Genomic DNA, 19,517 nt, shown 5'->3' on the forward strand with positions numbered 1-19,517 from the left:
CCCCGCCACCGCAACCAACCCTCTCAGGCAAGGAATCAAAAAATGGGCAGTTTTTCAGTTTGGCACTGGCTGATCGTGCTGGTGATCGTGATGCTGGTCTTCGGCACCAAGAAGCTGCGCAACATGGGCGAAGACCTGGGCGGCGCCGTCAAGGGCTTCCGGGACGGCATGAAGGAGGCCGAGGCCACCGCCCAGCTCGACAAACCGGGCAGCTGAGCGCCGGCCCCGCGCAGCTCAGCGCGGCGGGTAGCGGAACTGGGGCGTGAAGGTGGGCGGCGGCATCGACTCATCGAGGTCGAGGTGGGGCAGGCTGCGGCGGTCCACCAGCCGGATCACCGGCCCCATGTGCCGCGCGTAGCGCCGCCCTTCCAGCAGCTCCACCGCCTGATCCACCGACAGCCGCCCCTGCAGCACCGGCGAATCGGTGGGCGCAGCCATGATCTTGCCGCGCACGATGCCCCGATAGACACCCGGCGTGAAGTAGGTGGACAGCACCCCGATGTCGCCCGCCCGACCGCCCGGCCCGCCCTCTGGCTGGCGCCCCCGCAGCACCCCTACCGCCGCCTCGGCCATCATCGCGTTACCCACCAGGTAGCGCACCTCGGGGTGGGCATCGAGGGCCTCCTGGACGAGGTCGCGCTGCACCGTCTTGTCCGTGTCGCCCCAGCCGGTGCTGACGATGGCGATCGGGCTGTCGCGGATCGCGTCGCGGAAGCCCTTGTCCACAAACGGCACCCAGCCGGCGTCCCGCGGCCCGGGGAACCAGGCGATCGGCACCCTGGCCTGGCCCGGGTGGGGCAGCCCGGCCAGATACTCGCCGACCTGCCGCCCCATGTCGTACCACGACACTCCCACCTTGGCGGCGAGGCCCGCGTCAGCGATGTCGTTGACGGTGGCCAGCACCGGCTTCTTGCGGCTCACGTCGCGCAGCAGATCCGACAGCCCGTCGAAGGACACCGTGCCCAGGATCATCGCATCCATGTCGGCCGCCTCGGCGCAGGCCTGGAGCAGGCTGCGCTGGCGCTCCAGGTTGGGGTAGCCACCGGCCTCGAGCACCTGCATGTGCACGCCGAGCCGCCGGGCCTCGTCGATCATCCCGTAGTTGACCGCCAGCCAGTAGGCGTCCTTCAGGTGGGGCACCACCACACACAGCTTCCAGGCCCGGCGGGCCTTGGCCGGCGGAGCGTAGGGCTGCCGCGTGGCGGGGCTGGCATAGGAGAACGGCGGCTCCCAGCGCAGGACTTCCGCCGCCCGGGCGAGCGGCGCCAGGGTTGAAAGCATCAGCGCGCTGGTGGACCAGCTGCCGCGGGTCGACAGCCACCAGGAGGCCAGGCAGATCGGCAGCCTGCTCGAGGAACAGCTCGGCAACATGGCCGAGGCCCTGGCGCAGCTCGACGCCCAGGGCTTCGACCCGCAACTCGGCGCCGCGATGCGCGCGACCGTGGTGGCGATCACCGGCAACCTCCGCCAGCAGACCGCCCAAACGCTGCACCGCCTCGACACCGAGGAGGCCGAGCGCACCGCGATCATGCGCCGCCGCGAGAGCCTGATGGCCCTGGTCAGCCTGTCGGAATCCCTGGTGGCGAACGCCTCGACCACCACCACCGCCAACATCGCCAACCTCTACCGGCTGATCGACGGCGGCAGCAAGCCACCGCGGCTCTTCGACGCCCTCGACCGCCTGATCGAGGTCGACATCGACGGCATGGAGCGGATGTCCCAGTTCCAGCTCTTGTGCTTCAAGCTGCAGACCCTGCTGGCGCAGGTCGAAGCCCAGACCAGCCCCGAAGGCGTGGCCCAGCTCAACCAGGCCTTCGCCGCCAGCCTCACGCCCCTCAAGCGGCGCATCGACGACCTGCGCGACCCCAGCCAGCGCGAGCGCAGCCTCGAACACTACCGCCACCTGGCGGGCGACGACGTCGACAACCCCTTCCGCATCCACCGCCAGCGCCTGGAGGAACAGCAGGCCCTGGGCCAGCTGCGCGCCCGGGGGCGCCAGCTGGGGGGCGAACTCAACCGGCAGGCCAGCGAGCTGGTCGGCGTCGGCAGCAAGGCCATGGGCACCGCCGGCGCCCAGGCCCGGCAGGCCGTCGACCGGGGGCTGATCATCTTCGTGGTGGTCGCCGGGCTGATGTTCTTCACGCTGATCGTCACCGTCTGGGCGGTCTTCCGCTACCACCTGCTGGGCCGCCTGAACGGCATGGAAACCGCCGTCCGCGCCCTCAGCACCGGCGACTACGACGTCACCATCGCCACCGGCGACCAGGACCCGCTGGCCCCCCTCGGGCGGGCCCTCGAGCAGTTCCGCGAGAACGCCCGCGAGCGGCTGCGCCTCGAAGACGAGCTGCGGCGCCACCAGCAGGTGCTCGAGAGCCAGGTCGCCGAGCGCACCGCCGAACTTAAACATAGCAACGCCCTGCTCGCCCGCGAGGTGGCCGAACACGCCGTGGCCCGCCAGGTCGCCGAAGAAGCCAACAAGGCCAAGGGCGTCTTCCTCGGCACCCTCAGCCACGAGCTGCGCACCCCGCTCAGCGGCGTGCTCGGCATCGTGCGCCTGCTCCGCGAGAGCCCCCTCGACAGCCGCCAGCGCCAGTATCTCGACACGATCGGCTACGCCAACCTCACGCTGCTCGAGATCCTCGAGGACATGCTCAGCTTCTCGCGGATCGAGGCCGGCAAGCTCGACCTGCAACGCGAGCCCTTCGACCTGCGCGAAACCATCGACGACATGCTGTCGCTGCAATCGGTGCAGGCCACCGGCAAGGGCATCGCGCTCATCCGCGACGTGGCGGCCGAGGTGCCGCGGCTGGTGGTTGGCGACCGGCGCAAGCTCAACCAGCTCCTCCTCAACATCATCGGCAACGCCATCAAGTTCACCGACGAAGGCTCGGTCACCGTAAGCGTGGCGGCAGCGCCCGCCGAGGCCGGGGGCCCGGCCCGGCTCGCCTTCACGGTCTGCGACACCGGCATCGGCATCCCGGCCGACAAGGCCGCCGAGGTGTTCAAACCGTTCTTTCAGGTCGAGGACACCGCCCGCCGCCAGCACGGCGGCGCCGGCCTGGGCCTGGCGATCTGCCAGCGCCTGGTGGAGGCGATGGGCGGCGAGATCTCGCTGGAAAGCCAGCTCGGCCAGGGCACCTGCGTGCGCTTCAGCCTCGACTTCGAGATCGCCGACAGCCTGCCAGCCCCCGCCGACGACGCTGCCGCCCCATGCGCCGCGCTGCGGCCGCTGACGGTGCTGGTCGTCGAGGACGACGAGATCAACCGCCTGGTGTGCACCCGCTATCTCGAGCTGCTGGGCCACCAGCCGCTCACCGCCGGCGACGGCACCGCAGCCCTTGAACTGCTGCAGGCCCCGGGCGCGCAGGTGGACGCGATCCTGATGGACATCAGCCTGCCGGGCCGCTCCGGCCTCGAGGTGGCCGAAGACATCCGCCAGCTCGACGGTGGCCGCTGGGCCGGCGTGCCGCTCATCGTGATGTCGGCGCATGTTTCGCCCCAGATGGCGGCCGCCGGTGCGGCAGCGGCCTCGTCGCTCTTCATGGGCAAGCCGTTCTCGCTCGACACCCTCGCCCGCAGCCTCAAGGCTGCCACCAGCCCGCTGGAAGACAGCCCCGCCGGCAACGAGCCCACCGCCGACGCCCCCGGCCTGCTCGACCCGGTGTTTCTCGCCGCCGAAATCGACACCCTAGGCGCCGGCACCATGGCCGAGCTGCTCAAGCTGTTCTCCGACGATCTCCCTGCGGCCTTCGACGAACTGGAAAGCGCCCGCCGCGCCCACGACTGGGCCGCCCTGGGCAAGCGCGCCCACCGCCTGCGCAGCGCCGCCTCGAACCTGGGCATGAGCAAGGTGATGGCCACCAGCCGGGAGATCGAAACCGCCGCCAACGGTGAAACCGTGGCCAGCGAGCCCATGGCTGCCGCCCTGGAGCAGCTCATGGAGGACTGCCTCGCCAGCTGCGACGCCCTCCAGGCCCAACTCGCCGACGACGACGCTGGCGCGGGCGGCTAGCGGCCGCCGTCTCCGGCGATCAGCACGTAGCCTTCGCCGCGCACCGTGGTGATGATCTCGGGGTGCTTGGGGTCGTCCTCGAGCTTGTCGCGCAGGCGCGAGATCAACACGTCTATTGTCCGGTCGTTGGGGTCCCAGCTGCGGTGGCTCACGGTCTGCATCAGGCGTTCGCGGCTCAGCACGACGCCCGGGTGGCCGGCCAGCGCCGCCAGCAGGTCGAACTCACCGCGGGTCAGGATCTCGCGCTTCCCGTCGCTGCCCTGCAGGCGGCGGTGGGCGATGTCGAAGGTCCAACGGCCAAAGCTGATCGTTTCGCCGCCGCCCCCCTTCGGCCCGCGCCCGCGCAGGCCACGCAGCACGATCTTCACCCGCGCCAGCAGCTCCCGCGAATTGAAGGGCTTGGTCACGTAGTCGTCGGCGCCCGACTCGAGGCCGACGATCTTGTCCACGTCGTCGCCGCGGCCACTCACCAAAATGATGCCGAGCCCCTCGTCGTGGGCGCGGAGCTCCCGCGCCAGCTCCAGCCCGTCCTTGCCGGGCAGGCCCACGTCGAGCAGCACCACCGAGATCGCCTCGCTGTCGAGAACCCGCCACATTCCACCGCCGTCATTGGCGACGAACACCGCGTAGCCCTCGGCCGTGAAATAAGCCTTGAGCCGCGCACAGGCCACCGGGTCGTCATCGACGACGAGAATTTCGACGGGTGTATTTTCCACAGGCTGGATCTCGAACTTCCGGCAAGGGCCGGGATATTTGAACAGGACGATGAAACGAGGCACGGCAGCACCGCCGCCCCATGAGCCTGGAAGCCTTGCCCCACGGCTCACCCGGCGCATCAACGCACGGCGCATGTGCCGGCGCACAGGTTTCGGGCTCCGGATTATACGTCGCCGGCGCTACCGCGCAGCCGGTGCCCGCAGGCGTCGCCGCCCGCCGCGGATGTGGCCTTCATCCCGGCCACCGGGGGCCGCAGTCGTGTAGATTGGCGGGTGAATCTCACGTCATGCAGGCCGGCGCCCGGTGGCGCCCGCCCGAAAGGAAGCCGCCCGTGATCGCCTCCACCCGCCGGGGCTTTGCCCTGATTCCCGTCCTGGTCGCGCTGGCCGTTGCCGTGGCCGCCGGGTTCTACCTTTTCACGCGCTCCGGCGCCGGCGATGAGGCCGACGGCGGCGGCCCCTTCCGCCTCGTCGAGCTGGCGAGCCGTGATTTCGACGGCTCCCCGGCCCTCGCCCTCACCTTCAGCCTGCCCCTCGACCCCCGCCACGCCTACGACGGCGAGATCGAAGTCTTCGAGATGCCGCCGCGGGACGGCGAGGTGCTCGGCAGCGGCACCGATGACGCCGGCGAGGATGGCGACGATCAGGGCGCCGACGCCGCAGCCGCCGCCCCGGCCAGCGCCGACCCCAAGGACGTGGCCACCGACGGCGGCAAGCGGGTCAAGGGCGCCTGGACGGTGGGCGACAACCCGCGCCTGCTGTTCTTCCCCCACATCAAGCCCCAGACCCGCTACGTGGTGAAGGTGGCCGCCGGCCTGCCGGCCCGCAGCGATGCCCGGCTCGACGCCGAAGCGCGCCTGTCGCTGCGCACCGCGGCCGTCTCGCCGGCCTATTACTTCGCCAGCCGCGGCATGGTGCTGCCAGCCAAACAAAATGGCGGCCTGCCGGTCGTCACCGTCAACGTGCCCGAGGTGGACATCCAGTTCCTGCGGGTGCGGCCCGACCAGCTGCCGCGCTTCCTCGACCGGGTCATCAGCCAGGCCCGGGCGCCCAAACCCGCGCCGGGCGACGACACCGATGAGGAAGGCGAAGAAGAAGACTACGAGAACCGCCGCCTCAGCCTGCGCGGCGCCGTCGGCAACTGGGACCTCGACAGCCTCCACGGCCTCACCGACAGCGTGTACGCCGGCCGCTTCGTCACCGAGCAGCAGCCCAACCGGCGCAGCGTCACCTTCATCCCGGTCGAAGACATCAAGCCGCTCCAGGAGCCCGGCGTTTACATCGCGGTGATGAGCCAGCCCAACCGCTTCCGCCACGACTACCAGGTGAGCTACTTCTACGTCAGCGACCTGGGCCTGCACCTGCGCCTGTTCGACAAGGGCGCCGACGCGGTGGTCAGCGCCCTCACCGATGGCAAGGGCCGCCGCAACGTCGAGATCCAGTGGCTCGACGCGGCCGGCAAGGTGCTGGCCCGCGGCGAGACCGACGGCGACGGCCGCGCCAGCTTCGCCGAGCGCCCAAAAGACGCCCGCGTGATCGTCGCGCGCCACGGCCAGCAGCTGTCGCTGATTGCCACCCGCGAGCCGGCCCTCGACCTCTCCGAATTCGACATCGCCGGCCTGCCCGGGCGCCCGGTGCGCCTGTTCCCGTGGTCTGGCCGCAACCTGTATCGGCCTGGCGAGCGCTTCGAGCTGTCGGTGCTCGCCCGCGACGCCGACGGCCGCCCGGTGCCGCCCCAGCCGGTGCAGGCCATCCTCAAGCGGCCCGACGGCAAGAGCCAGTTCACCGCCAGCTGGCAGCCGGACGCCGGCTCAGGTGGTGTCAGCGGCTACTACCGGCGCGCCATCGAACTCCCCACCGACGCCCCCACCGGCGCCTGGGTGCTCGAACTGCGCGCCGACCCGGCCGACAAGCTGCCCACCAACAGCTACCGCTTCAACGTCGAGGAGTTCCTGCCCGAACGCATGAAGCTCGAGCTCACCCCCAGCCACCCCAACCTCGACGCGAAGCAACCCTTCGCGCTGGCCGTGCAGGGCAGCTACCTCTACGGCGCCCCCGCCGCCGGCAACCGCCTGCTCGGCGTGGTGCAGTACGAACGGCACAAGAACCCGCTGGCCCAGCAGCTCCCCGGCTTCGAGTTCGGCGACGCCAACGAAGACAGCGCCAGGAGCCGCGCCGAGCTGGACGAAAGCGCCCTCGACGAAGCCGGCAAGGGCCACCTCGACATCGACCTCGCCCCGGTGGCCGAGCGCCAGTCGCCCTTCACCGTGCGTGCCACCCTCAGCCTGCTGGAGAGCGGCGGCCGCCCGGTGATCCGCTCGGTCGAGCGCACCTACTGGCCGGCGCCGGTGCTGGTGGGCGTGCGCCCGCTGTTCCAGGGCGACTACGCCCGCGAGGGCAGCCAGGCGCCCTTCGAGGTGATCCGCGCCGACCGCAGCGCCAAGCTCCTCGGCGCCAGCCTGCCGGCCCGCCTGTTCCGCGAGAACCGCGACTACTACTGGCGCTTCGACGACCAGCGCGGCTGGCATTCCGGCTTCACCGAAACCGACGAACTCGTCGCCACCCGCAGCGTCAGCGTGCCCGCCGGCGGCCGCGGCAAGCTGGAGGTGCCGGTCAAGTACGGCCGCTACCGCCTCGAGATCGCCGACCCCGAAACCGGCAAGACGCTCAAGTACCGCTTCTACGCCGGCTGGAGCGCCCGCAACGACGAAGACCAGGGCATCCGCCCCGACCGGGTCGCCCTCAAGCTCGACAAGCCCGCCTACCGGGACGGCGACACCGCCAAACTCACCATCACCCCGCCCCACGGTGGCCAGGCCCTGATCAGCGTCGAGGCCGACCAAACCCTGTGGACCCAGCGCATCGCGATGCCCGACGGCGGCAGCACCATCGACATCCCCCTCGACAAGGCCTGGCGCCGCCACGACCTCTACGTGTCGGTAATGGTGCTGCGCCCCGGCAGCGCCGGCGAGAAGGTCACCCCGGCGCGCGCCCTCGGCCTCGTCCACCTGCCCCTCGAGCGGGGCGAGCGCAAGCTGGCGGTGAGCCTCGATGCGCCCAAAAAGATGCTCCCCGAGACGCCCCTCAAGGTGAAGGTCAAGGTGCCCGCCGCCAAGGGGCAGCAGGCCCTGCTCACCCTGTCGGCGGTGGATGTGGGCATCCTCAACATCACCCGCTTCGCCACGCCCGACCCCCACGGCCACTTCTTCGGCAAGCAGCGCTACGGCGCCGACCAGTACGACGTGTATGGCCGCCTCATCGAGAAGATGGCCGGCCGCAAGGGCAAGCTCAAGTTCGGCGGCGACGCGGCGCCCAAGCCCACCACCAGCCTGCCTAAAAAGGTGAAGCTGATCGACCTGTTCTCCGGCCCGGTCAGCCTCGACGCCCAGGGCGAGGCCGAGGTCACGCTGCCGGTGCCCGACTTCAACGGTAGCCTGCGCCTGATGGCGGTGGTCGCCACGCCGGAGCAGTTCGGCAGCGCCGAGGCCGAGGTGCAGGTGGCTGCGCCGCTGGTGGCCGAGCTCGCCACGCCGCGCTTCCTCACGGTGGGCGACAGCGCAGTGATCGCCCTGGATCTGCACAATCTCTCGGGTGCTGCGCAGACCTTCAAAGTTGAGGTCAGCTCCCCCGACGGCCTGCGCATCCAGAACGCCAGCAGCACCGTCACGCTCCCCGACCAGCGCCGGCAGACCCTGCGCTTCCCGGTCGAGGCCGGCAGCGCCTTCGGCCTGGCGGGTGTGCAGGTGAATGTGAGCGGCGGGCCGATCAAGCTCAGCCGCCAGTTCGCGCTGCAGGTCCAGGCCCCCACGCCGCGCCAGCAGATCAGCCGCCGCTTCACCGTCGCCCCCGGCGAGACCCTCAACATCAAGGACGCCGACACCGGCGGCTTCCTGCGCGCCTCCGTCGAGGCCCACCTCACCCTGTCGGACCAGCCGCCCATCGACGTGCGCAGCGCCATCCGCGGCCTGCTGGTGTACCCCTACGGCTGCACCGAGCAGACCACCAGCACCGCCTACCCCCACGTGTTCGTCGACGAAGACAGCGCCCGCCGCTTCGGCCTCAAGCCCTTCAGCCGCGAGCAGCGCGCCGCCATGCTCGAAAAGGCCATCGCCCGCCTCGGCGCCATGCAGGCGCCGAGCGGCGGTTTCAGCCTGTGGGGCAATGTCTCCGAGTACGAATACTGGCTGTCGGCCTACGTCACCCACTTCCTGCTCGACGCCCGCGAGCAGGGCTTCAACGTGCCGGCGCAGATGCAGCAAAAGGCCACCGACTTCCTGCTGCGCGCGCTGCAGGAGGGCGTCGCCGGCCTGCCCACCGGCAAGCCCAGCTACAACGCCGACGCCATCTGGCAGGACCGCCGCTACGCCGGCAGCGGCCGCTTCGGCGTGCTCGCCTACGGCGCCTACGTGCTGGCGCGGGAATCGAAGGCGCCGCTGGCCACCCTGCGCCAGCTTTATGAGCTGCGCGCCCAGGCCCACTCCGGCCTGGCGCTGGTCCAGCTCGGCATCGCCCTCAAGCTGATGGGCGACGACGCCCGCGGCAACACCGCCATCGCCGAAGGCATCGCCAAGCCCCGCGACACCGGCCCCTGGTGGGGCGACTACGGCAGCCCGCTGCGCGACGCGGCGCTGTCGTACACGCTGCTGCAGCGCCACAAGATCAACGCTGCCGGCAGCGCCAGCCTGGTCGCCCTCACCGCCGCCGAGCTCGAGAAGAACACCTGGACCAGCACCCAGGAGAAGCTCGCCCTCTTCCTCATCGGTCGCGAGCTCGGCAGCCGTGGCCAGGGCGTCGCCTGGACGGCCGAAGTCGGCAACGGCAAGCCCGCCAGCGTGAGCGGCCCCGGCAGCCAGATCCGCCCCCTCGATGCCGCCGCCCTCGCCGGCGGGCTGGCGATCCGCAACACCCACCGCGACAAGCTCTTCGTCGAGTTGGCGATCGGCGGCCACCCGGCGAAGATGCCCGCTGCCCGCAGCGACGCCATCGCCCTGGTCCGCACGCTCCACGCCGGCGACGGCACGCCCATCGGGGCACGGCCGCTGAAGGTGGGCGAGAGCGTGCTGGTGCGCGTTCAGGTCAGGCCGAAGGTGCACATCGGCAACGGCCTGGTGGTGGACCACATCCCGGCCGGGCTGGAGATCGAGAACCTCAACATCGCGCAGGGCGAGGCGATGGGCGCGGTCAGCATCGCCGGCATCGACCCCGCCGCCGCGATGGCCGACCGGCGCATCCAGCACGTCGAGTTCCGCGACGACCGCTTCGTGGCCGCCGTGCGCCTGCAGGGCGAGATCAACCTGTTCTACCGGGCCCGGGTGGTCACCCCCGGCAAGTTCATTGTTCCGCCGGTGTACGCCGAAGACATGTACCGGCCCGACACCTACGGGCTGGCCGAAGGCGACGGCAGCCTGACGGTGATCGACGGCAAGTAGCCCCGTGGCCGCGGGCCTCCCACTCCGCTTCCGCCCCCTGCGCCACGGCCTGGCTGTGCTGCTGGGGGCGATGCTGATCGCCGACCAGCTCTTGCCGCCACCCCTGCCCGGCCACGACACGGGCCAGGCCCTGCTCATCGTGGCCCGCGACGGCACGCCACTGCGCGCCTTCCCCGACCGCAACCACGTGTGGCGCCACCCGGTGGCGCTGGGCGACGTGGCGCCCGCCTACCACGAAGCCCTGCTGCGCTACGAAGACCGCTATTTTCGCTGGCACCCGGGGGTCAATCCCTTCGCGCTCGCGCGCGCCGCCGGCCAGTGGGCCATCAACGGTCGCATCGTCTCGGGCGGCTCGACGATCACCATGCAGGTCGCCCGCATCCTCGAGCCCACACCGCGCAGCCTGACCGGCAAGGGCCGCCAGATCCTGCGCGCGCTGCAGCTCGAAGCCCGGCTGTCGAAGGACGAGATCCTCACCCTATACCTCAACCACGCCCCGATGGGCGGCGTGCTCGAAGGCGTCGAGGCCGCCAGCCGCGCCTACCTCGGCAAGCCCGCCCGCCGCCTCACCCACGCCGAGGCCGCGCTGCTGGTGGTGCTGCCCCAGGCCCCGTCGCTGCTGCGCCCCGACCGCCACCCCGCCGCCGCCCGCGCCGCCCGCGACAAGGTGCTCCAGCGCATGCGCGGCACGTGGCGCGAGGCCGACATCGCCGACGCCCTGCAGGAGCCCGCCTACGCCCAGGCCCTGCGCGAGCCGCTGCTCGCCCCGCTGCTCGCCGAACGCCTCAAGAGAACCGCCGCCGGCCGCCCGCGCCTCGACACCACCCTCGACGCCCAGGCCCAGCAGACCGTCGAGCTGCTGCTGGCCGACCGGCTCGGCGGGCTGCCGGCGCGGGTGTCGATGGCGGCGCTGGTGGTCGACAACGCCAGCCTGGAGGTGCGCGCCTACGCCGGCTCGGCCGACTTCAGCGACGCCGAGCGCTTCAGCCACGTGGACATGGTGCAGGCCGCCCGCTCGCCCGGCTCGACGCTCAAGCCCTTTCTGTACGGTCTGGCCCTCGACGAGGGCCTGATCCACTCCGAATCCCTGCTGGCCGACGTGCCCCAGTCCTTCGGCGGCTACCAGCCGGGCAACTTCCAGCAATCCTTCCACGGCCCGGTGAGCGTCTCCGAGGCCCTCACCAAATCCCTCAACGTGCCGGCCGTCGAGGTGCTGGAGCGCCTCGACCCGGTGCGCTTCGTGGCGCTCTTGCGGCGGGGCGGGCTGAAGCTGGAATTTGCCAAGGGCGGCGAGCCCAACCTGGCGGTGATCCTCGGCGGCGCCAGCACCCGCCTTGAGCAGCTGGTCGGCGCCTACACCGCCTTCGCCCGCCAGGGCCTCGCCGGCAAGCCGCGCTACACGCCGGACGCCCCCGTCGAAGAGCAGCGCATGCTGTCGGCCGGCGCCGCCTTCATCATCCGCGACCTGCTCGAATCGGGCGGCCCGCTGGGCCGGGCGGTGGAAAGCGGCGCCGGCATCCGCCGCGGCATCGCCTGGAAGACCGGCACCAGCTTCGGCTTCCGGGACGCGTGGTCGGTGGGCGTCTCCGACCGCTACACCATCGGCGTGTGGGTCGGCCGGCCCGACGGCACCCCCAACCCGGGCTTCTTCGGCGCCAACATCGCGGCCCCGCTGCTGGTGGACCTCTTCAACGCCCTCGACGCCGGCCCGCCAGCACCGCGCACACCGCCGCACGGCGTGAAGCAGGAACGCATCTGCTGGCCCCTCGGCACCCGCGCCGCCGGCGTGGACGACCGCCTGTGCCACCAGAGCCGCCTCGCCTGGACCCTCAACGACGCCGCCCCGCCCACCTTCCCCGACCGCCTGCGCGGCGGCGAGGCCCGCTACGACATCCAGCTCACCCCCGACGGCCAGCTGCGCGCCCGCCCCGACTGCCACGCCGGCCCGCTCGAAACCCGGCCGATGGCCCGCTGGCCGGCGGTGCTGGAACCCTGGCTGGACGACAACCTGCGCCGCCGCGCGCTGCCGCCCCAGTGGGCCGCGTCCTGCGCCGGCCAGGCAAGGCCGGAGAGCGGCCTCAAGATCGTCGGCGCGAGCAACGGCGAGATCCTGCGCCGCTCCGCCGGCGGCGACGCGCCGCTCCTCCACCTCGAAGTGCGCGGCCACGCGGTGCGCAGCCAGACGGCCGGCACCGGCCCGGGGAGCGAGGTGGTATGGCTGGTCAACGGCCGCCCCAGCGCCCGCCAGCCCGCCGGCAAAGGCTTCGAACAACGCCTCACCGAACCCGGCCGCTACGACATCACCGTGCTGGACGACAGCGGCGCCTACGACCGCATCAGCCTGAGCGTGCGCTGAAGCGGACAAGCGCTGCGGCGCCATGTAGGGGCGACTTGTAGGGGCGACTTGTAGGGGCGACTTCAGTCGCCCGCAGCTGGTCAAATGACGCCTGATCCTTCATTCAAGCTCCGCGGGCGACTGAAGTCGCCCCCACAGCACAAAAACAAAAAGGCCCGGGCTTTCGCGCGGACCTTTTGGCTTGTGCTGGATGGTGGAGGGAGAAGGATTCGAACCTTCGAAGGCAGTGCCGTCAGATTTACAGTCTGATCCCTTTGACCGCTCGGGAATCCCTCCACGGGACACAGGGCGCGGATTATATACGGGCCGGCGAGTTAGTCAAGCACCTGCGGCATCCCGCACAAACACCCCGACGCGTGGCGCAATCGCCGAGGAAACCCGCGCAAGCGTCGCGACGGGTGGCGCAATCATCGAGGAGTCCCGCGCAATCGCTGCGGAGACCCGCGCGATTTTCCAGCCAACCCGAGCAATTTTCCAGCCAACCCGCGCAAACGCCGAGGGGCATGGCGCAATCACCGGGGAGAACGTCGCATGGGTTGGAAGACCTGGCGCAGGGGTCAGGAGAGATCTCCCGAACTTCAAGGCGTGTCGCCGGAAATGTGCGGAGAGTCTCCTATGGCCTGCGCCAGGTGGATGAAGAATTGCGTGGGTTGACTGGAAAATCGCGCGGGTGCACGGAATCGTCGGGGGAGTCGGAGAGAGAAAATAAAATAATACAAAACAGCCACTTACAAGAACGAGCAGCCTAACACCCGCCGGCAACCCAGCTTTCAAGCGCGTCACACGCCCGGAGACGCAAAACCATCCACCACGGCGGGGGGCTGGCGCCAGCGTGCGGCCATCCAGACGACGTCCCACAGCGGGCCGGACTCGTCCCGGTGGGTTTGGCGCTGACAGCCTGACAGGCGGCGGCCCCCCGCGAAGGGATGTGTCAGTGCTCGATGTGGCGGCTTGTCGGCCTTTGCGGACGCTCATGGTTCGTACTGAATCAGTCAGCAGTGCATCAGTTACCTGACGCTCAGATGTCCGAATCACCCAGCTCCGACCACCAGTACCCGACCCTTGCTGACTTATAACAAATGGCAGTCTGATCGCGAAACTTCGGTGAAATCAGTCGGCGCGCCGCCTTGGCGCTACTAGCGCTACCAACCCACCAAGTGCAATGCCGTGACCTTGGCGTTGCCGCATGGCGGCACTCCCTATCTGCGCCAGAGCACACAAGGCGCAGACACAACCGTCCATCCTGATAGTATGTACACCTATTGGGCCTAATGGCCCCGTCAATGCGTTAAGCATGATCAGCTTGCAGCGTGGTGTTCCTTCATGAAGGAGAGATGGTCTTGGAAATAGTCATTGTTAGCTTGGCGTGCTTAGCGCTCGGGATCGGTCTGACTGTCGTATGGATGAAGATCCGTGCGAGAAGCGCTGGTACAACGCCCCATGATGAGCATCCGGAAGCTCCCTCGGCCGACGGCGTGGCGCCAGTAAAAGTAGTTGTTGCCAATGGTGATCAGGAAGTGATGTCGATGACCAAACTGGACGACTCGGATCCAAACATGGAACTGCTGCGTAATGCGACCAGATTGCCTCAGCATGTAGTATCTGGAGTACTCAAGTCCCTCGTAGAGCCGCTCATGCAGGTAGCGCCCTCAGTAGTCACTGCTGTAGCGACCCACAGCAAGCAACTGATGGAAGTAGTGATCAACGGCCAGATGCTTGCAGCAACTGACGGTAACGGCCTTCGCGCAATTGCCAAGGCAGGCAAGGGATTTGAGCACGCGCGCCTTTACGAACCAAGCAACTTACAGAATATTGCCAATGCCGCTGCCATCTGGCAACTCGCTTCCGTTGTTGTTGCTCAGAAGCACTTGGCCGACATTAGCGCAACGCTGAAACGCGTTGAATCCAAAGTGGACAGCATTCAGAGCTTCCTAGAAGAAGAGCGTCTCGCAGTGATCAAAAGCGCAATCAATTATCTCGAAGTGGCGAGAAAAGCCGTCGAAAATGGCGAGTTTCTTGAGCGTACAAGGGCTGAATTGGAGCGCTTCGACATCGAGCTTGATCGCGCAAGCATGTCACTCGTCGAACAGGCAAAACGCGAGTCAAGAATTGAACTTGAACGTGACTCTGTCGGTTGTGAAGGCGAATACACAAGTGCGCTTGCCAAGCACAAACGCCTTAGCCGTTTAGGCGAGGAGTTGATACTTTGCAATGAGGCACGACTGGCAAACTGGTATCTTTGCTCAATTTACCATGATAGCAGCAAGACACTTGAGCCTCGCCTCGAGCAGATCAAGAAGAGCATCAAGGAGATAAGTTCGTTACAAGATAGATTGTCGAAGTCGGTAAAGGACGATTGCGAGTTGATCAGCGCAACATTCACCCTCGGTAGCACCATCAATGAAAGGCGCTCTGATGTGAAGTCGGCTGCCAAGGTTGGAAAACATGCGCTCCAAGATGGCCTTCGCCGTAGCGAAGAGATCGTAGTAAAACTTGAGACAGTCAGCGCCGACCGCCAAGCGATCAACCGTCTCGTTATCGAGACGACGAACGGGGTTCCGTCCGCGGCGTACCTGTGTCAAAAGTAGCGTGCCTCGGCATTGATCGCCGAATGTTATTCGCAGCTTTTCTTTTGATAAAACCTGACAGTCTTACCGATGCTTATGTTGAGAACAATATCTAAGATGGCGTTCAACCTCGCTCTCATTGGTCGCTCGATGCTGAAATATAAAGCCGCGCAACGCCGGCCATCTTGAAATAGGCGAAATTTCTATGACACCCACCGATCGCAAGAAGGTCGCTGTGATTGCCAAGTACGCTGTAGAGTCATTTTCGGAAAGCGACTGGTATAGCCTGGGACAAATCACAGGTAACTTAAAAGCTGTAACTGATCACCCCCGTCTTCTACGTGCATTGAGTTTTGGTGACGATGACTACGAGAGTTGCGCAATACAAGTAATTGATGAAGTATTCAATTCGGACAGTTCAAGTATCGCCGAGATAATTGAATACTTTGATATAGATCTTTGGTATTCAAATAAGGCTCCAGAAAAGCACAAAAGAATATTTTTGTCACCCCCAACAACAGTCGCAGATTTCTGGGGAGATGGTTTTGTCAAAGCATTCATAAGCCACCTCTCTTCAAATCGCGCACGCATGTCTGCGTTAAAGTCTAATCTTTCTAACTGGGGGATATCAGCATTTGTTGCCCATGAGGATATTGAAGCATCTAGAGAGTGGCGCGAGGAAGTTGAGGCGGGCCTTGAAACAATGGAAGTTCTAATTGCCGTTGTAGAGCCAGGATTCAAAGAGTCTGATTGGTGCGCCCAAGAAGTTGGCTATGCGTTAGGAAGAAGAGTAGACATTATTCCGTTGCGTGCGGGCATGGATCCCTTTGGATTTTTTGGAAAGTACCAGGGCCTTCAAATCAAAGGCAAGCAGCCAAAGGCTGTTGCGGATGAAATTGTTCAAACCCTGCTGAAGAAGCCAGCACATAGAGAAAAATTACTACAGAGCATGTCGAAAGCTCTAGCCGGCCTCTCGTCTGATAAAAAAATTGACCAAATTCGGCTTTTTGAATCGTGGTCAATAGCAACAGACGCGCAAATTAAAGAAATACTTGAGCGCTCATCTTTGTCTGAGTTCGAGAAGAAAAACCTTAGAAGCACAATCGATAAAGTTGGCGCATTCACGTCATCAAGCCAGCGGGCAATAGCAGACGATCTCGACAGCATTCCATTTTGAGCCACATTCGGCTAACAATTCCATCGAAAGGAACCCACAATTTGGGTTCCCTTCTCGACTTCACTGCTATGGTGCGACCATATTAAATTTTTTACGTCATGACCAAGCTCACTCCGCCCACACCGGACTACGATGATCCAAAGGAGATTTATGCCTTCTTTGGGTTGGCTTTCTACAAAGCCAATGTACTTGAGCATGGCGTACTGAATCTTGCAGTTGCCTTGTTGATTCAGGGAAATCTTGGGATTAGCGCTGCCGATGTAATCCAACTATATGAGTCATTCGACGAGAAGACCTTTGGACAGGTCGTCAAGGTTACTAAGCGGTGGCATTCATTTCCAGACGCTTTTGTTGCAGATCTTAATCTTGCTCTGAAATACAGAAATCACCTCGCTCATCACTTCTTCAGGGAGCACGACATCAATCACATGTCTCCCGCGGGCCGAAAGAAAATGATCGACGAGCTGATCGACATATGGATCCACCTTGCCAAGGTAGATCAAGTGATGGATGAATACTGGTTGTCCGCTTGGGAGTCTCATGGCGTCACGAAGGAATGGATTGACAAGCAAATTGAAGCGGATGTCCAAGCGATGCCCCGTAGCGTATAAGACTTCAGTTGGGACGACCTCAACGAAAAGTCACGCACAGCGCTCACTTCGACGCTGAGCACTGACTTTTCTCAGTCGAGGCAGACCGCTATGGATCGGTAGTACGTACTCGCCGGAATGGGACGCTGTCGCTCATGGCAGTTTGCGATTAAGAGGCAGGTAACCGGCGCATTGCCGACCTACACAGGCTTCCGCTCGAACGACCGCTCCGGCCGAGCTGCCGTCATTGGTTCCACGGGCCGCGAGTCGGCCGCAGCCAATCGCTTCATCCTGGACAAACCACACCCGCCCAACGGAGCGCACAAAGCAAAACAGCCTGTCACGCTCAAAGCGCAACAGGCTGTTTTGTACTGAATGAGTGGTGGACCGAATGAGGATCGAACTCACGACCTCCGCATTGCGAACGCGGCGCTCTCCCAGCTGAGCTATCGGCCCACGTAAGCCGCGCATTATAACGATGCTTCCTGCCGCTGAAAAGCCCCCCTTGCAGCTTGAAGCTCAGGTTTCGTCGTCTTCGCCGGAGCCCACGGCGGCGCGGCCGAGGCGGTCGGCGACGGCAGCCCAGTCGGGGCTGGCGGGTGGGGCTTCGACGAGGATGCGGGCGGCGCCGGATTCGTCGAGGCGGCGCAGCTGGGCATAGAGATCGTGGCCGTAGCCGGCGGGGTCGGCGGGGGCCTGGGCCCACGCAACACCTTCGGCGAGGCTTGCGGGCGCGGCGCAGCGGGCCAGCACCGCGTCGCCGGGGCGGGCCTGGGCGGCCAGGGCATCGGTGGCGACGAGTTCGAGCGGGGTGCGCGGCGCGTAGTGGGCGGCGAGCGCGCCGGACACGCGGGGCGTGGCGCCCTCCTCCGCTGCGTTCCCAGCCTCGACTTCGCCACGCAGGCGCGGGCGGCGGCCGAGAACGCGGGCGATGTCGTCGGCGCCGATGGCGCCGGGCCGCAGGATGAAGGGCACGCCGCGGGAGAGGTCGACGATGGTGGATTCGAGCCCCACCGCGCAGGCGCCGCCGTCGAGGATCAGCGCGACCCGCTCGCCGAGCTCCTGGCGCACGTGAGCGGCGGTGGTCGGGCTGATGCGGCCGAAGCGGTTGGCCGACGGCGCGGCGACACCGGAGCCGAAGGCGCGCAGCAGCTCGAGCGCCACCGGGTGGTTGGGCACCCGCAGGCCGACGGTGTCCTGCCCGCCGGTGACGAGGTCGGGCACGCTCTCGTCTCTCTTGAGGATCAGGGTGAGCGGGCCGGGCCAGAAGGCCCGCGCGAGGGCGATGGCGTCTTTCGGGACTTCCCGCGCCCAGGTCATGATCTGGCTGGCGTCGGCCAGATGAACAATAAGCGGGTGGTCGGACGGGCGGCCCTTGGCGGCGAAGATCTTGGCAACGGCGTCCGGATTGAGGGCGTCGGCACCAAGGCCATACACCGTTTCGGTGGGCAGCGCGACGAGTTCGCCCTGGCGCAGGAGCTGGACCGCACGCTGGATGTCGTTCATGGCCGCGCTCAATCGCCCCGGATGCCGATGGCCTGGCGGGCGGCCAGGGCCTTGGCGAGCACGTCGTCGGCGTCGCTGCCGATCACCGTGAAGTGGCCCATCTTGCGGCCATGGCGGGCGTGGTGCTTGGCGTAGAGATGCAGGCGCAGGCCGGGCACGGCGTGGAGCAGCGACCAGTCGGGCTCGCGGTAGCGGCCGTGGGGCTCGCCGCCGTCATACCACAGCTCGCCGAGGAGATTGACCATGACCGAGGCGCTGTGCTGGCGCGCTTCGCCCAGCGGCAGGCCGCACAGGGCGCGCACCTGCTGCTCGTACTGGCTGGTGACGCAGGCGTCGATGGTGTGGTGACCGCTGTTGTGGGGGCGCGGGGCCATCTCGTTGACCACCAGCTCGCCGCGGCTGACGAAGAATTCAACCGCCAGCGTGCCGATGAAGCCCAGCCGTTCGGCGATGCGCTCGGCGTATTCCTGGGCGGCGTCGCGCTGGCAGGCGGAGGCCCGCGCCGGCGCGATGGAGACGTCGAGGATGCCGTTGGTGTGGCGGTTCTCGACGGTGGGGAAGCACTTGACGCGGCCATTCTCGTCGCGGGCCAGCACCACCGACACCTCGTAGTCGAGGCTCAGCATCTGTTCGAGCACGCAGGGCTCGCCCTTGAAGGCGTGGAAGGCGTGCAGCGCCTCGGCGGCGTTGGCGACGCGGGCCTGGCCCTTGCCGTCGTAGCCGAAGCGGGCCACCTTGAGGATGGCCGGGTAGAGGCTGGCCGGCGCCGCGGCGATGTCGGCGTCCACGTTAATGACCGCGAAGGGGCCGTGGGGCAGGCCGTTGTCGCGCAGGAAGCTCTTTTCGGCGATGCGGTTCTGGCACACCGCCACCGCCGAGGCGCCAGGTCGCACCGGCACGAACTTGGCGAGGTAATCCAGGGTGTCCGCCGGGACGTTCTCGAACTCGGTGGTCACCGCGGCGCAGCCTTCGGCCAGCACGTCGAGCGCGGCGTAGTCGTCGTAGGCGGCCTGCAGGTGACGGTCGGCGATGAGGCCGGCCGGGCTGTTGGGGTCGGGGTCGAGCACCCAGATCTTGTAGCCCATCTCGTGGGCGGCGGCGACGAAGAAGCGGCCGAGCTGGCCGCCGCCGAGCATGCCGAGGGTGGCGGGCGGGAGGATCATC

The 19,517-nt window shown here is 66.9% G+C and carries 11 protein-coding genes and 2 tRNA genes; 7 read left to right on the top strand and 6 right to left on the bottom strand.

The genetic code is table 11. From position 1 onward, the window contains the following. Window positions 1–42 precede the first annotated feature (42 nt). Window positions 43–216: a Sec-independent protein translocase subunit TatA gene (tatA, locus tag ZRA01_RS11145; protein WP_141352155.1), complete on the top strand. Its 174-nt coding sequence runs from the start codon at window positions 43–45 to the stop codon at window positions 214–216. Between the two features lie 18 nt (window positions 217–234). Here tatA and torT read toward each other — a convergent pair whose 3' ends face one another. After that, window positions 235–1,281 (bottom strand): TMAO reductase system periplasmic protein TorT, encoded by a 1,047-nt coding sequence (torT, locus tag ZRA01_RS11150; protein ID WP_141352158.1) that lies wholly within the window; start codon window positions 1,279–1,281, stop codon window positions 235–237. Window positions 1,282–1,291: 10 nt separating this feature from the next. On the opposite strand from torT, the gene ZRA01_RS11155 reads away from it, so the two are divergent. Continuing rightward, window positions 1,292–4,012 (top strand): ATP-binding protein, encoded by a 2,721-nt coding sequence (locus tag ZRA01_RS11155; protein ID WP_141352160.1) that lies wholly within the window; start codon window positions 1,292–1,294, stop codon window positions 4,010–4,012. Here ZRA01_RS11155 and ZRA01_RS11160 read toward each other — a convergent pair. After that, a complete protein-coding gene (locus ZRA01_RS11160; RefSeq protein ID WP_246093642.1) occupies window positions 4,009–4,728 on the bottom strand; it encodes a response regulator in 720 nt (239 codons plus the stop codon). The genes ZRA01_RS11155 and ZRA01_RS11160 overlap by 4 nt on opposite strands. Before the next feature lie 332 nt (window positions 4,729–5,060). Between ZRA01_RS11160 and ZRA01_RS11165 the strand changes: the two genes are divergently transcribed. After that, the gene (locus ZRA01_RS11165) at window positions 5,061–10,157 is read left to right on the top strand and encodes an alpha-2-macroglobulin family protein (RefSeq protein ID WP_246093643.1); all 5,097 of its coding nucleotides are present in this window, start codon (window positions 5,061–5,063) and stop codon (window positions 10,155–10,157) included. Window positions 10,158–10,161: 4 nt separating this feature from the next. Further along, a complete protein-coding gene (gene pbpC / locus ZRA01_RS11170) occupies window positions 10,162–12,513 on the top strand; it encodes a penicillin-binding protein 1C (RefSeq protein ID WP_246093644.1) in 2,352 nt (783 codons plus the stop codon). 191 nt (window positions 12,514–12,704) lie between these two features. Here the strand turns inward: pbpC and ZRA01_RS11175 are convergent. Beyond that, a tRNA-Tyr gene (locus ZRA01_RS11175) sits at window positions 12,705–12,789 on the bottom strand. A gap of 1,064 nt (window positions 12,790–13,853) precedes the next feature. Here ZRA01_RS11175 and ZRA01_RS11180 point away from each other — a divergent pair. The 3 genes from ZRA01_RS11180 to ZRA01_RS11190 all read left to right on the top strand — a co-directional run bounded on the left by ZRA01_RS11180 (window position 13,854) and on the right by ZRA01_RS11190 (window position 16,868). Beyond that, window positions 13,854–15,101, top strand: a complete 1,248-nt coding sequence (locus tag ZRA01_RS11180) for a hypothetical protein (protein ID WP_141352164.1) — start codon at window positions 13,854–13,856, stop codon at window positions 15,099–15,101. 184 nt (window positions 15,102–15,285) lie between these two features. After that, window positions 15,286–16,257 (top strand): TIR domain-containing protein, encoded by a 972-nt coding sequence (locus ZRA01_RS11185; protein ID WP_141352166.1) that lies wholly within the window; start codon window positions 15,286–15,288, stop codon window positions 16,255–16,257. A 98-nt stretch (window positions 16,258–16,355) separates the two neighbouring features. Further along, window positions 16,356–16,868 carry a hypothetical protein gene (locus ZRA01_RS11190; protein WP_141352168.1) on the top strand — a complete coding sequence of 171 codons (513 nt, stop codon included), beginning with the start codon at window positions 16,356–16,358 and terminating at the stop codon, window positions 16,866–16,868. Window positions 16,869–17,227: 359 nt separating this feature from the next. Here the strand turns inward: ZRA01_RS11190 and ZRA01_RS11195 are convergent. The 3 genes from ZRA01_RS11195 to ZRA01_RS11205 all read right to left on the bottom strand — a co-directional run bounded on the left by ZRA01_RS11195 (window position 17,228) and on the right by ZRA01_RS11205 (window position 19,516). Further along, window positions 17,228–17,303, bottom strand: a tRNA-Ala gene (locus ZRA01_RS11195). Between the two features lie 63 nt (window positions 17,304–17,366). After that, window positions 17,367–18,353 (bottom strand): L-threonylcarbamoyladenylate synthase, encoded by a 987-nt coding sequence (locus tag ZRA01_RS11200; protein ID WP_141352170.1) that lies wholly within the window; start codon window positions 18,351–18,353, stop codon window positions 17,367–17,369. An 8-nt stretch (window positions 18,354–18,361) separates the two neighbouring features. Beyond that, window positions 18,362–19,516, bottom strand: coding sequence for a 5-(carboxyamino)imidazole ribonucleotide synthase (locus ZRA01_RS11205; RefSeq protein WP_141352172.1), 1,155 nt, complete (start codon window positions 19,514–19,516; stop codon window positions 18,362–18,364). Window position 19,517 lies beyond the last annotated feature (1 nt).

It is taken from the genome of Zoogloea ramigera, from assembly GCF_006539865.1.
GTDB classification, from domain to species: Bacteria; Pseudomonadota; Gammaproteobacteria; order Burkholderiales; family Rhodocyclaceae; genus Zoogloea; species Zoogloea ramigera.